Origin of the sequence: Klebsiella sp. JN_Kp122, from assembly GCF_040062085.1 — a bacterium.
Classification (GTDB): Bacteria; Pseudomonadota; Gammaproteobacteria; order Enterobacterales; family Enterobacteriaceae; genus Klebsiella; species Klebsiella aerogenes.
On the sequence record NZ_JBEAHW010000003.1, the window covers coordinates 1 to 10,569 of the forward strand.

General features: G+C 50.4%; 24 protein-coding genes. 23 read left to right on the forward strand and 1 reads right to left on the reverse strand.

The window, feature by feature from the left end; all coding sequences use genetic code 11:
• From ABLU78_RS03030 to bfr, 3 genes are all read left to right on the forward strand, one after another.
• The coding region (locus ABLU78_RS03030; RefSeq protein WP_072077167.1) for an elongation factor Tu at positions 1-77 on the forward strand (77 nt) is incomplete at its 5' end.
• 180 nt (positions 78-257) lie between these two features.
• On the forward strand, positions 258-452 hold the full coding sequence (gene bfd, locus ABLU78_RS03035; RefSeq protein ID WP_015369419.1) for a bacterioferritin-associated ferredoxin: 195 nt from the start codon (positions 258-260) through the stop codon (positions 450-452).
• Between the two features lie 74 nt (positions 453-526).
• On the forward strand, positions 527-1,003 hold the full coding sequence (gene bfr / locus ABLU78_RS03040; RefSeq protein ID WP_015369420.1) for a bacterioferritin: 477 nt from the start codon (positions 527-529) through the stop codon (positions 1,001-1,003).
• Here bfr and ABLU78_RS03045 read toward each other — a convergent pair.
• Positions 987-1,469 (reverse strand): A24 family peptidase, encoded by a 483-nt coding sequence (locus tag ABLU78_RS03045; protein ID WP_015369421.1) that lies wholly within the window; start codon positions 1,467-1,469, stop codon positions 987-989. The two genes, bfr and ABLU78_RS03045, sit on opposite strands and share 17 nt — an antisense overlap.
• Before the next feature lie 376 nt (positions 1,470-1,845).
• Here ABLU78_RS03045 and rpsJ point away from each other — a divergent pair, with 376 nt between their 5' ends.
• The 20 genes from rpsJ (at position 1,846) to rpmD (ending at position 10,569) form a co-directional block, all read left to right on the forward strand.
• Positions 1,846-2,157: a 30S ribosomal protein S10 gene (gene rpsJ / locus ABLU78_RS03050; RefSeq protein WP_001181005.1), complete on the forward strand. Its 312-nt coding sequence runs from the start codon at positions 1,846-1,848 to the stop codon at positions 2,155-2,157.
• Positions 2,158-2,189: 32 nt separating this feature from the next.
• Positions 2,190-2,819, forward strand: coding sequence for a 50S ribosomal protein L3 (gene rplC, locus ABLU78_RS03055; protein WP_015369422.1), 630 nt, complete (start codon positions 2,190-2,192; stop codon positions 2,817-2,819).
• 10 nt (positions 2,820-2,829) lie between these two features.
• Positions 2,830-3,435, forward strand: a complete 606-nt coding sequence (gene rplD, locus ABLU78_RS03060) for a 50S ribosomal protein L4 (RefSeq protein ID WP_000424395.1) — start codon at positions 2,830-2,832, stop codon at positions 3,433-3,435.
• Complete coding sequence (gene rplW / locus ABLU78_RS03065) at positions 3,432-3,734, forward strand: 50S ribosomal protein L23 (protein WP_000617546.1); 303 nt, start codon at positions 3,432-3,434, stop codon at positions 3,732-3,734. The genes rplD and rplW overlap by 4 nt, the downstream gene beginning before the upstream one ends.
• Before the next feature lie 17 nt (positions 3,735-3,751).
• Entirely contained in the window at positions 3,752-4,573 is an 822-nt protein-coding gene (gene rplB, locus ABLU78_RS03070; protein WP_015369423.1) for a 50S ribosomal protein L2, read from the forward strand.
• 16 nt (positions 4,574-4,589) lie between these two features.
• Positions 4,590-4,868: a 30S ribosomal protein S19 gene (rpsS, locus tag ABLU78_RS03075; RefSeq protein WP_001138115.1), complete on the forward strand. Its 279-nt coding sequence runs from the start codon at positions 4,590-4,592 to the stop codon at positions 4,866-4,868.
• Between the two features lie 14 nt (positions 4,869-4,882).
• A complete protein-coding gene (gene rplV, locus ABLU78_RS03080) occupies positions 4,883-5,215 on the forward strand; it encodes a 50S ribosomal protein L22 (RefSeq protein ID WP_002919773.1) in 333 nt (110 codons plus the stop codon).
• A gap of 17 nt (positions 5,216-5,232) precedes the next feature.
• Positions 5,233-5,931: a 30S ribosomal protein S3 gene (rpsC, locus tag ABLU78_RS03085; RefSeq protein WP_002919766.1), complete on the forward strand. Its 699-nt coding sequence runs from the start codon at positions 5,233-5,235 to the stop codon at positions 5,929-5,931.
• Positions 5,932-5,943: 12 nt separating this feature from the next.
• Complete coding sequence (gene rplP, locus ABLU78_RS03090; RefSeq protein WP_002919759.1) at positions 5,944-6,354, forward strand: 50S ribosomal protein L16; 411 nt, start codon at positions 5,944-5,946, stop codon at positions 6,352-6,354.
• A complete protein-coding gene (gene rpmC, locus ABLU78_RS03095; RefSeq protein WP_002919754.1) occupies positions 6,354-6,545 on the forward strand; it encodes a 50S ribosomal protein L29 in 192 nt (63 codons plus the stop codon). Before rplP ends, rpmC begins: the two co-directional genes overlap by 1 nt.
• Entirely contained in the window at positions 6,545-6,799 is a 255-nt protein-coding gene (gene rpsQ / locus ABLU78_RS03100) for a 30S ribosomal protein S17 (RefSeq protein WP_002438707.1), read from the forward strand. The genes rpmC and rpsQ overlap by 1 nt, the downstream gene beginning before the upstream one ends.
• 163 nt (positions 6,800-6,962) lie before the next feature.
• Positions 6,963-7,334, forward strand: a complete 372-nt coding sequence (rplN, locus tag ABLU78_RS03105) for a 50S ribosomal protein L14 (RefSeq protein WP_000613954.1) — start codon at positions 6,963-6,965, stop codon at positions 7,332-7,334.
• A gap of 10 nt (positions 7,335-7,344) precedes the next feature.
• A complete protein-coding gene (gene rplX, locus ABLU78_RS03110) occupies positions 7,345-7,659 on the forward strand; it encodes a 50S ribosomal protein L24 (RefSeq protein ID WP_015369424.1) in 315 nt (104 codons plus the stop codon).
• Positions 7,660-7,673: 14 nt separating this feature from the next.
• The gene (rplE, locus tag ABLU78_RS03115; protein ID WP_003031123.1) at positions 7,674-8,213 is read left to right on the forward strand and encodes a 50S ribosomal protein L5; all 540 of its coding nucleotides are present in this window, start codon (positions 7,674-7,676) and stop codon (positions 8,211-8,213) included.
• A 14-nt stretch (positions 8,214-8,227) separates the two neighbouring features.
• The gene (gene rpsN / locus ABLU78_RS03120; RefSeq protein ID WP_002919667.1) at positions 8,228-8,533 is read left to right on the forward strand and encodes a 30S ribosomal protein S14; all 306 of its coding nucleotides are present in this window, start codon (positions 8,228-8,230) and stop codon (positions 8,531-8,533) included.
• 33 nt (positions 8,534-8,566) lie between these two features.
• The gene (gene rpsH, locus ABLU78_RS03125) at positions 8,567-8,959 is read left to right on the forward strand and encodes a 30S ribosomal protein S8 (protein WP_008807048.1); all 393 of its coding nucleotides are present in this window, start codon (positions 8,567-8,569) and stop codon (positions 8,957-8,959) included.
• 12 nt (positions 8,960-8,971) lie between these two features.
• Complete coding sequence (gene rplF, locus ABLU78_RS03130) at positions 8,972-9,505, forward strand: 50S ribosomal protein L6 (RefSeq protein WP_008807049.1); 534 nt, start codon at positions 8,972-8,974, stop codon at positions 9,503-9,505.
• A 9-nt stretch (positions 9,506-9,514) separates the two neighbouring features.
• Entirely contained in the window at positions 9,515-9,868 is a 354-nt protein-coding gene (gene rplR / locus ABLU78_RS03135) for a 50S ribosomal protein L18 (RefSeq protein ID WP_006817270.1), read from the forward strand.
• A gap of 14 nt (positions 9,869-9,882) precedes the next feature.
• Positions 9,883-10,386 carry a 30S ribosomal protein S5 gene (rpsE, locus tag ABLU78_RS03140; RefSeq protein WP_015703641.1) on the forward strand — a complete coding sequence of 168 codons (504 nt, stop codon included), beginning with the start codon at positions 9,883-9,885 and terminating at the stop codon, positions 10,384-10,386.
• 3 nt (positions 10,387-10,389) lie between these two features.
• Complete coding sequence (gene rpmD, locus ABLU78_RS03145; protein WP_001140434.1) at positions 10,390-10,569, forward strand: 50S ribosomal protein L30; 180 nt, start codon at positions 10,390-10,392, stop codon at positions 10,567-10,569.

Consider the following 10,569-nt stretch of genomic DNA (forward strand, 5'->3'; position numbering starts at 1 on the left):
ACGATGGTCTGCGTTTCGCAATCCGTGAAGGCGGCCGTACCGTTGGCGCGGGCGTTGTAGCTAAAGTTCTGGGCTAATTCGTTAGCTTTGAATTAAAAAGGGCGCTTCGGCGCCCTTTTTGCTGTCTATGATTTGGTGATAAGCCGCGATGGTATAAATATTCATAAAGTGCGCCGCCAGGGATAATTAATAAACAGTCTATTGTAATCATAACTATTCTCATTTAAACTTTGTGCATAAATTGAACGGGAGTTTATATGTACGTTTGTTTGTGCAATGGCGTAAGCGATAAAAAAATCCGTCAGGTTGTGCGTCAATTTCAACCGCAATCTTTTCAACAATTACGCAAGTTTATTCCCGTTGGAAATCAATGCGGTAAGTGCGTCCGCGCGGCACGTGAAGTGATGGAAGATGAATTAACCAGCATGCCGGAATTCAAAGAAATCGCCTGATCGCGACTCTTCTCTTTTTGACATCCTTATAGCCCGGACTACGCTTCAATAAGTGGAAGCGGAGGGACTTTATAATGAAAGGTGATGTCAAAATCATAAGTTATCTCAATAAATTATTGGGAAACGAACTGGTTGCTATTAACCAGTATTTTCTTCATGCAAGAATGTTCAAGAACTGGGGCCTGATGCGCCTCAACGATATTGAATATCATGAATCTATCGATGAGATGAAACACGCCGATAAGTACATCGAGCGTATTTTGTTTCTTGAAGGGCTGCCTAACCTGCAGGATCTTGGCAAACTTGGCATCGGTGAGGATGTCGAAGAGATGCTGCAGTCTGACTTACGGCTGGAGCTCGAAGGCGCGCAAAACCTGCGTGAGGCAATCGCCTATGCCGACAGCGTTCATGATTATGTCAGTCGCGATATGATGATTGAAATCCTTGCCGATGAGGAAGGCCATATTGACTGGCTGGAAACCGAGTTAGATCTGATCGGCAAAATCGGTCTGCAAAATTACCTTCAATCGCAGATCAAAGTGTCAGACTAGCGAACGTCTGCCACCCGCACCAAAAACCCGCTGCAGTCAGAAATGGCCCAAACGGCAGCGGGTTGTTCAAACCCCATCGTTGTTGCTTACTCCTCCTGAACAACGCCAATATCACCCATGCCATCCCGGCAAGCAGCGATGCGGCCAACACCAGTTGCGGCAACCTCTGCCAGCCGTGCCAGGCGCCGAGGGCGGCAAGATATTTAATGTCGCCGTATCCTAATCCCTCATAGCCGCGAAACACCCTATATAGCCAGTAGAGCAGGGCAAAAATGAGATAGCCTGCAATTGCCCCCCAGACGGCATCCTCTAGCCGCTGCGGCGCCAGACACAGGTAAAAAACAAAACCGCTCCACAGCAGGGGACAGGTGAGGCTGTCAGGAAGAAGACCGCGAAGCAGGTCCTGCCGGCATAACGCCAGGGTTAATCCACAATAACAAACTAAGAAGGGGAGGACGGTAAGCATGGAACACTCCTGTTCGGAGATAATGCGCTCACTTTGCTTATCGTCGCGCGTTAGCGCAAAGCGCATTTGTGCAAGATGGATGGCTGCTTCCTGACTTATTTATCGTGTTATTGCATTGCCGAGCGCCTGGGCGAGAAGACGCGCAAATTGTGGTGATGATTTTCTAATCAGCACTTGCGTCGCGCCTGAATTTGCGTATAATGCGCGGGCCTGTCAAAATTGACGGCCGGTTCGATATGAGCCCTGGTAGCGCAGTTTGCTACCTAACAATGTTCCCAATCGGGGAACTCTGTAAGAACGGTTACACTCTCCCATCAATCGTAATGGGTATGAGGAGTAATCATTTCGTCTATAAAATAATTGGAGCTCTGGTCTCATGCAGAACCAAAGAATCCGTATCCGCCTTAAAGCGTTTGATCATCGTCTGATCGATCAATCAACCGCGGAAATCGTCGAGACTGCTAAGCGCACTGGTGCGCAAGTCCGTGGTCCGATCCCGCTGCCGACCCGCAAAGAGCGTTTCACCGTTCTGATCTCTCCGCACGTCAACAAAGATGCGCGTGATCAGTACGAGATTCGTACTCACAAGCGTCTGGTTGACATCGTTGAGCCAACTGAAAAAACCGTTGATGCTCTGATGCGTCTGGACCTGGCTGCCGGTGTAGACGTGCAGATCAGCCTGGGTTAATCAGGTCATCGAGCGATTGAGAGGTTGATACAATGATTGGTTTAGTCGGTAAAAAAGTGGGTATGACCCGCATCTTCACTGAAGATGGCGTCTCTATCCCAGTAACCGTTATCGAAGTTGAAGCAAACCGCGTTACTCAGGTCAAAGATCTGGCTAACGATGGCTATCGCGCTATTCAGGTTACCACTGGTGCTAAAAAAGCTAACCGTGTAACTAAGCCGGAAGCTGGTCACTTTGCTAAAGCTGGCGTAGAAGCTGGCCGCGGCCTGTGGGAGTTCCGTCTGGCAGATGGTGAAGAATACACCGTTGGTCAGAACATTAGCGTTGAACTGTTTGCTGACGTTAAAAAAGTTGACGTAACCGGTACCTCTAAAGGTAAAGGTTTCGCTGGTACCGTTAAGCGCTGGAACTTCCGTACCCAGGACGCTACCCACGGTAACTCCTTGTCTCACCGCGTTCCGGGTTCTATCGGTCAGAACCAGACTCCGGGCAAAGTGTTCAAAGGCAAGAAAATGGCAGGTCAGCTGGGCAACGAACGCGTTACTGTTCAGAGCCTGGACGTAGTACGTGTTGACGCTGAGCGCAACCTGCTGCTGGTTAAAGGTGGTGTTCCGGGTGCAACCGGCTGCGACCTGATCGTTAAACCAGCTGTGAAGGCGTAAGGGGATAGCAATGGAATTAGTATTGAAAGACGCGCAGAGCGCGCTGACTGTTTCCGAAACTACCTTCGGTCGTGATTTCAACGAAGCGCTGGTTCACCAGGTTGTTGTTGCTTATGCAGCTGGTGCGCGTCAGGGTACTCGTGCTCAGAAGACTCGTGCTGAAGTAACTGGTTCAGGCAAAAAGCCATGGCGCCAGAAAGGTACCGGCCGTGCGCGTTCAGGTTCTATCAAGAGCCCGATCTGGCGTTCCGGTGGCGTAACCTTCGCTGCTCGTCCGCAGGACCACAGTCAAAAAGTTAACAAGAAGATGTACCGCGGCGCGCTGAAAAGCATTCTGTCCGAACTGGTACGTCAGGATCGTCTGATCGTTGTCGAGAAGTTCTCTGTAGAAGCGCCTAAAACTAAGCTGCTGGCTCAGAAACTGAAAGACATGGCTCTGGAAGATGTGCTGATCATCACCGGTGAGCTGGACGAGAACCTGTTCCTGGCCGCACGTAACCTGCACAAGGTTGACGTACGCGATGCGACTGGTATCGACCCGGTTAGCCTGATCGCCTTCGACAAAGTCGTAATGACTGCTGATGCTGTTAAGCAAGTTGAGGAGATGCTGGCATGATTCGTGAAGAACGTCTGCTGAAGGTGCTGCGCGCACCGCACGTTTCTGAAAAAGCGTCTACTGCGATGGAAAAAACCAACACCATCGTTCTCAAAGTTGCTAAAGACGCGACCAAAGCAGAAATTAAAGCTGCTGTGCAGAAACTGTTTGAAGTCGAAGTCGAAGTCGTTAACACCCTGGTAGTTAAAGGGAAAGTTAAACGTCACGGACAGCGTATCGGTCGTCGTAGCGACTGGAAAAAAGCTTACGTCACCCTGAAGGAAGGCCAGAATCTGGACTTCGTCGGCGGCGCTGAGTAAGTCGGAGGAGTAATACAATGGCAGTTGTTAAATGTAAACCGACATCTCCGGGTCGTCGCCACGTTGTTAAAGTGGTCAACCCAGAGCTGCACAAGGGCAAACCTTTTGCTCCGCTGGTTGAAAAAAACAGCAAATCCGGCGGTCGTAACAACAATGGCCGTATCACCACTCGTCATATCGGTGGTGGTCACAAGCAGGCTTACCGTATTGTTGACTTCAAACGCAACAAAGATGGTATCCCGGCAGTTGTTGAACGTCTTGAGTACGATCCGAACCGTTCCGCGAACATCGCGCTGGTTCTGTACAAAGACGGTGAGCGCCGTTACATTCTGGCCCCGAAAGGCCTGAAAGCTGGCGACCAGATTCAGTCTGGCGTTGATGCTGCAATCAAAGCAGGCAACACCCTGCCGATGCGCAATATCCCGGTTGGTTCTACCGTTCATAACGTAGAAATGAAACCAGGTAAAGGCGGTCAGCTGGCTCGTTCCGCTGGTACTTACGTTCAGATCGTTGCTCGTGACGGTGCTTATGTCACCCTGCGTCTGCGTTCTGGTGAAATGCGTAAAGTCGAAGCAGACTGCCGCGCTACTCTGGGCGAAGTTGGCAATGCTGAGCATATGCTGCGCGTTCTGGGTAAAGCAGGTGCTGCACGCTGGCGTGGTGTTCGTCCTACCGTTCGCGGTACTGCGATGAACCCAGTCGATCACCCACATGGTGGTGGTGAAGGTCGTAACTTTGGTAAGCACCCGGTATCCCCGTGGGGCCTGCAGACCAAAGGTAAGAAGACCCGCAGCAACAAGCGTACTGATAAATTCATCGTACGTCGCCGTAGCAAATAATTTTAGAGGATAAGCCATGCCACGTTCTCTCAAGAAAGGTCCTTTTATTGACCTGCACTTGCTGAAGAAGGTAGAGAAAGCGGTGGAAAGCGGAGACAAGAAGCCCCTGCGCACTTGGTCCCGTCGTTCAACGATCTTTCCTAACATGATCGGTTTGACCATCGCTGTCCATAATGGTCGTCAGCACGTTCCAGTCTTTGTTTCCGACGAAATGGTTGGTCACAAACTGGGTGAATTCGCACCGACTCGTACTTATCGCGGCCACGCTGCTGATAAAAAAGCGAAGAAGAAATAAGGTAGGAGGAAGAGATGGAAACTTTAGCTCAACATCGCCATGCTCGTTCTTCTGCTCAGAAGGTTCGCCTTGTAGCTGACCTGATTCGCGGTAAGAAAGTGTCGCAGGCCCTGGATATTCTGACCTACACCAACAAAAAAGCTGCTGTACTGGTCAAGAAGGTACTGGAATCTGCCATTGCTAACGCTGAACACAACGATGGCGCTGACATTGATGATCTGAAAGTTGCGAAAATTTTCGTAGACGAAGGCCCGAGCATGAAGCGCATTATGCCGCGTGCTAAAGGTCGTGCAGATCGCATCCTGAAGCGCACCAGCCACATCACTGTGGTTGTGTCCGATCGCTGAGACTCTGGAGACTAGCAATGGGTCAGAAAGTACATCCTAATGGTATTCGCCTGGGTATTGTCAAACCATGGAACTCTACCTGGTTCGCGAACACCAAAGAATTCGCTGACAACCTGGACAGCGATTTTAAAGTACGTCAGTTCTTAACTAAAGAGCTGGCTAAAGCGTCTGTATCTCGCATCGTTATCGAGCGTCCGGCTAAGAGCATCCGTGTGACCATTCACACTGCTCGCCCGGGTATCGTTATCGGTAAGAAAGGCGAAGACGTAGAAAAACTGCGCAAGGTCGTAGCGGATATCGCTGGCGTTCCTGCACAGATCAATATTGCCGAAGTTCGTAAGCCTGAACTGGACGCTAAATTGGTTGCTGACAGCATCACTTCTCAGCTGGAACGTCGCGTTATGTTCCGTCGTGCTATGAAGCGTGCTGTACAGAACGCAATGCGTCTGGGCGCTAAAGGTATCAAAGTTGAAGTTAGCGGCCGTCTGGGCGGCGCGGAAATCGCACGTACCGAATGGTACCGTGAAGGTCGCGTACCGCTGCACACTCTGCGTGCTGACATCGACTACAACACCTCTGAAGCGCACACCACTTACGGTGTAATCGGCGTTAAGGTATGGATCTTCAAAGGTGAGATCCTGGGTGGTATGGCTGCTGTTGAACAACCGGAACCGGCTGCTCAACCTAAAAAGCAGCAGCGTAAAGGCCGTAAATAAGGAGCGTCGCTGATGTTACAACCAAAGCGTACAAAATTCCGTAAAGTGCACAAAGGCCGCAACCGTGGTCTGGCGCAGGGTACGGATGTTAGCTTCGGCACTTTCGGTCTGAAAGCTGTTGGCCGTGGTCGTCTGACTGCACGTCAGATCGAAGCAGCACGTCGTGCTATGACCCGTGCAGTTAAGCGTCAAGGTAAGATCTGGATCCGTGTATTCCCGGACAAACCGATCACCGAGAAGCCGCTGGAAGTTCGTATGGGTAAAGGTAAAGGTAACGTGGAGTACTGGGTTGCCTTGATTCAGCCGGGTAAAGTCCTTTATGAAATGGACGGCGTACCGGAAGAGCTGGCCCGTGAAGCATTCGGCCTGGCAGCAGCGAAACTGCCGATCAAAACCACCTTTGTAACTAAGACGGTGATGTAATGAAAGCAAAAGAGCTGCGTGAAAAAAGCGTTGAAGAGCTGAACGCTGAGCTGCTGAACCTGCTGCGTGAGCAGTTCAACCTGCGTATGCAGGCTGCAAGTGGCCAGCTGCAACAGACTCATCTGCTGAAGCAAGTGCGTCGTGATGTTGCACGCGTTAAGACTTTACTGACTCAGAAGGCGGGTGCGTAATGACCGATAAAATCCGTACTCTGCAAGGTCGCGTAGTTAGCGACAAAATGGAGAAATCCATTGTTGTTGCTATCGAACGTTTTGTGAAACACCCGATCTACGGTAAATTCATCAAACGTACGACCAAACTGCACGTACATGACGAGAACAACGAATGTGGTATCGGCGACAAGGTTGAAATCCGTGAATGCCGTCCACTGTCCAAGACTAAGTCCTGGACGCTGGTTCGCGTTGTAGAGAAAGCGGTTCTGTAATAGAGTACGCATTCTCAATACGAATAAACGGCTCAGCGATGGGCCGTTTATTTTTTCTACCCATATTGCAGAAGCGGTGTTATAATGCCGCGCCCTCGATATGGGGCTTTTAACGACCCAGCTTTTGGGTCCCAGTAGTAGTTGACATTAGCGGAGCACTAAAATGATCCAAGAACAGACTATGCTGAACGTCGCCGACAACTCCGGTGCACGTCGCGTAATGTGTATCAAGGTTCTGGGTGGCTCGCACCGTCGCTACGCAGGCGTAGGCGACATCATCAAGATCACCATCAAAGAAGCAATTCCGCGTGGTAAGGTCAAGAAAGGTGATGTGCTGAAGGCGGTAGTGGTGCGCACCAAGAAGGGTGTTCGTCGCCCGGACGGTTCTGTCATTCGCTTCGATGGTAATGCATGCGTTATTTTAAACAATAACAGCGAGCAACCTATCGGTACGCGTATTTTTGGGCCGGTAACTCGTGAACTTCGTAACGAGAAGTTCATGAAAATTATCTCTCTGGCACCAGAAGTACTCTAAGGAGCGAATCATGGCAGCGAAAATCCGTCGTGATGACGAAGTTATCGTGTTAACCGGTAAAGATAAAGGTAAACGCGGTAAAGTTAAAAATGTCCTGTCTTCCGGCAAGGTCATTGTTGAAGGTATCAACCTGGTTAAGAAACATCAGAAGCCGGTTCCGGCCCTGAACCAACCAGGCGGCATCGTAGAGAAAGAAGCAGCTATTCAAGTCTCTAACCTTGCTATCTTCAACGCGGCAACCGGCAAGGCTGACCGTGTAGGCTTTAGATTCGAAGACGGCAAAAAAGTCCGTTTCTTCAAATCTAATAGCGAAACTATCAAGTAATTTGGAGTAGTACGATGGCGAAACTGCATGATTACTACAAAGACGAAGTAGTCGCTAAACTCATGACTGAGTTTAACTACAATTCTGTCATGCAAGTCCCTCGGGTCGAGAAGATCACCCTGAACATGGGTGTTGGTGAAGCGATCGCTGACAAGAAACTGCTGGATAACGCAGCAGCTGACCTGACAGCAATCTCCGGTCAAAAACCGCTGATCACCAAAGCACGCAAATCAGTTGCAGGCTTCAAAATCCGTCAGGGCTATCCGATCGGCTGTAAAGTAACTCTGCGCGGCGAGCGCATGTGGGAGTTCTTTGAGCGCCTGATCACTATTGCTGTACCGCGTATCCGTGACTTCCGTGGCTTGTCCGCTAAGTCTTTCGACGGTCGTGGTAACTACAGCATGGGTGTCCGTGAGCAGATCATCTTCCCAGAAATCGACTACGATAAAGTCGACCGCGTTCGTGGTTTGGATATTACCATTACCACTACTGCGAAATCTGATGAAGAAGGCCGCGCTCTGCTGGCTGCCTTTGACTTCCCGTTCCGCAAGTAAGGTAGGGTTACTTAATGGCTAAGCAATCAATGAAAGCACGCGAAGTAAAGCGCGTGGCTTTAGCTGATAAATTCTTCGCTAAACGCGCTGAACTGAAAGCTATCATCTCTGATGTGAACGCAACCGACGAAGATCGTTGGAACGCTGTTCTCAAGCTGCAGACTCTGCCGCGTGATTCCAGCCCGTCTCGTCAGCGTAATCGCTGCCGTCAAACAGGTCGTCCGCATGGTTTCCTGCGGAAGTTCGGGTTGAGCCGTATCAAGGTCCGTGAAGCCGCTATGCGCGGTGAAATCCCGGGTCTGAAAAAGGCTAGCTGGTAATTGTCACCAATTGAATCACGGGAGTAAAGACAGATGAGCATGCAAGATCCGATCGCGGATATGCTGACCCGTATCCGTAACGGTCAGGCCGCGAATAAAGCTGCGGTCACCATGCCTTCCTCCAAGCTGAAAGTGGCAATTGCCAACGTGCTGAAGGAAGAAGGCTTTATTGAAGATTTTAAAGTTGAAGGCGACATCAAGCCGGAACTGGAACTGACTCTTAAGTATTTCCAGGGTAAAGCTGTTGTAGAAAGCATTCAGCGTGTCAGCCGCCCAGGTCTGCGCATCTACAAACGTAAAGATGAGCTGCCGAAAGTTATGGCGGGTCTGGGTATCGCAGTTGTTTCTACCTCTAAAGGTGTTATGACTGATCGTGCAGCGCGCCAAGCTGGTCTTGGTGGCGAAATTATCTGCTACGTAGCCTAATCGGAGGAAAAAATGTCTCGTGTTGCTAAAGCACCGGTCGTTGTTCCTGCCGGCGTTGACGTTAAAGTCAACGGTCAGGTTATTACGATCAAAGGTAAAAATGGCGAGCTGACTCGTACTCTCAACGATGCTGTTGAAGTTAAACATGCAGATAATGCACTGACCTTCGGTCCGCGTGATGGTTACGTAGACGGATGGGCTCAGGCTGGTACCGCGCGTGCCCTGCTGAACTCAATGGTTATCGGTGTTACCGAAGGCTTCACTAAAAAGCTTCAGCTGGTTGGTGTAGGCTATCGTGCAGCGGTCAAAGGGGATGTAGTAAACCTGGCTTTAGGTTTCTCTCATCCTGTTGAGCATAAACTGCCGGCCGGTATCACTGCAGAATGTCCGACTCAAACTGAAATCGTGCTGAAAGGCGCTGATAAGCAGGTGATCGGTCAGGTTGCAGCAGATCTGCGCGCCTACCGTCGTCCTGAGCCTTACAAAGGCAAGGGTGTTCGTTACGCCGACGAAGTCGTGCGTACCAAAGAGGCTAAGAAGAAGTAAGGTAACACTATGGATAAGAAATCTGCTCGTATCCGTCGTGCGACCCGCGCACGCCGCAAGCTCCAGGAGCTGGGTGCAACTCGCCTGGTGGTACATCGTACCCCGCGTCATATTTACGCACAGGTAATTGCTCCGAATGGTTCTGAAGTTCTGGTAGCTGCTTCTACTGTAGAAAAAGCTATCTCTGAACAACTGAAGTACACCGGTAACAAAGACGCGGCTGCAGCTGTGGGTAAAGCTGTTGCTGAACGCGCTCTGGAAAAAGGCATCAAAGATGTTTCCTTTGACCGTTCCGGGTTCCAATATCATGGTCGTGTCCAGGCACTGGCAGATGCTGCCCGTGAAGCTGGCCTTCAGTTCTAAGGTAGAGGTGTAAGATGGCTCACATCGAAAAACAAGCTGGCGAACTGCAGGAAAAGCTGATCGCGGTAAACCGCGTATCTAAAACCGTTAAAGGTGGTCGTATTTTCTCCTTCACAGCTCTGACTGTAGTTGGTGACGGTAACGGTCGCGTAGGTTTTGGTTACGGTAAAGCGCGTGAAGTTCCAGCAGCGATCCAGAAAGCGATGGAAAAAGCCCGTCGCAATATGATTAACGTCGCGCTGAATACTGGCACCCTGCAGCACCCGGTTAAGGGTACTCACACGGGTTCTCGTGTATTCATGCAGCCGGCTTCCGAAGGTACCGGTATCATCGCCGGTGGTGCAATGCGCGCCGTTCTGGAAGTCGCTGGGGTTCGTAACGTTCTGGCTAAAGCATATGGTTCCACCAACCCGATCAACGTGGTTCGTGCAACTATTGATGGCCTGGAAAATATGAAGTCTCCAGATATGGTCGCTGCCAAGCGTGGTAAATCCGTTGAAGAAATTCTGGGGAAATAAACCATGGCAAAGACTATTAAAATTACTCAAACCCGCAGTGCAATCGGTCGTTTGCCGAAACACAAGGCAACGCTGCTTGGCCTGGGTCTGCGTCGTATTGGTCACACCGTAGAGCGCGAGGATACTCCTGCTGTTCGTGGTATGGTCAACGCGGTTTCCTTCATGGTTAAAGTTGAGGAGTAA

Coding starts and splice junctions, on each gene's coding strand:
- bfd (WP_015369419.1), top strand. CDS start 258: ATGTACGTTTGTTTGTGCAATGGCGTAAGCGATAAAAAAATCCGTCAG.
- bfr (WP_015369420.1), top strand. CDS start 527: ATGAAAGGTGATGTCAAAATCATAAGTTATCTCAATAAATTATTGGGA.
- ABLU78_RS03045 (WP_015369421.1), bottom strand. CDS start 1,469: ATGCTTACCGTCCTCCCCTTCTTAGTTTGTTATTGTGGATTAACCCTG.
- rpsJ (WP_001181005.1), top strand. CDS start 1,846: ATGCAGAACCAAAGAATCCGTATCCGCCTTAAAGCGTTTGATCATCGT.
- rplC (WP_015369422.1), top strand. CDS start 2,190: ATGATTGGTTTAGTCGGTAAAAAAGTGGGTATGACCCGCATCTTCACT.
- rplD (WP_000424395.1), top strand. CDS start 2,830: ATGGAATTAGTATTGAAAGACGCGCAGAGCGCGCTGACTGTTTCCGAA.
- rplW (WP_000617546.1), top strand. CDS start 3,432: ATGATTCGTGAAGAACGTCTGCTGAAGGTGCTGCGCGCACCGCACGTT.
- rplB (WP_015369423.1), top strand. CDS start 3,752: ATGGCAGTTGTTAAATGTAAACCGACATCTCCGGGTCGTCGCCACGTT.
- rpsS (WP_001138115.1), top strand. CDS start 4,590: ATGCCACGTTCTCTCAAGAAAGGTCCTTTTATTGACCTGCACTTGCTG.
- rplV (WP_002919773.1), top strand. CDS start 4,883: ATGGAAACTTTAGCTCAACATCGCCATGCTCGTTCTTCTGCTCAGAAG.
- rpsC (WP_002919766.1), top strand. CDS start 5,233: ATGGGTCAGAAAGTACATCCTAATGGTATTCGCCTGGGTATTGTCAAA.
- rplP (WP_002919759.1), top strand. CDS start 5,944: ATGTTACAACCAAAGCGTACAAAATTCCGTAAAGTGCACAAAGGCCGC.
- rpmC (WP_002919754.1), top strand. CDS start 6,354: ATGAAAGCAAAAGAGCTGCGTGAAAAAAGCGTTGAAGAGCTGAACGCT.
- rpsQ (WP_002438707.1), top strand. CDS start 6,545: ATGACCGATAAAATCCGTACTCTGCAAGGTCGCGTAGTTAGCGACAAA.
- rplN (WP_000613954.1), top strand. CDS start 6,963: ATGATCCAAGAACAGACTATGCTGAACGTCGCCGACAACTCCGGTGCA.
- rplX (WP_015369424.1), top strand. CDS start 7,345: ATGGCAGCGAAAATCCGTCGTGATGACGAAGTTATCGTGTTAACCGGT.
- rplE (WP_003031123.1), top strand. CDS start 7,674: ATGGCGAAACTGCATGATTACTACAAAGACGAAGTAGTCGCTAAACTC.
- rpsN (WP_002919667.1), top strand. CDS start 8,228: ATGGCTAAGCAATCAATGAAAGCACGCGAAGTAAAGCGCGTGGCTTTA.
- rpsH (WP_008807048.1), top strand. CDS start 8,567: ATGAGCATGCAAGATCCGATCGCGGATATGCTGACCCGTATCCGTAAC.
- rplF (WP_008807049.1), top strand. CDS start 8,972: ATGTCTCGTGTTGCTAAAGCACCGGTCGTTGTTCCTGCCGGCGTTGAC.
- rplR (WP_006817270.1), top strand. CDS start 9,515: ATGGATAAGAAATCTGCTCGTATCCGTCGTGCGACCCGCGCACGCCGC.
- rpsE (WP_015703641.1), top strand. CDS start 9,883: ATGGCTCACATCGAAAAACAAGCTGGCGAACTGCAGGAAAAGCTGATC.
- rpmD (WP_001140434.1), top strand. CDS start 10,390: ATGGCAAAGACTATTAAAATTACTCAAACCCGCAGTGCAATCGGTCGT.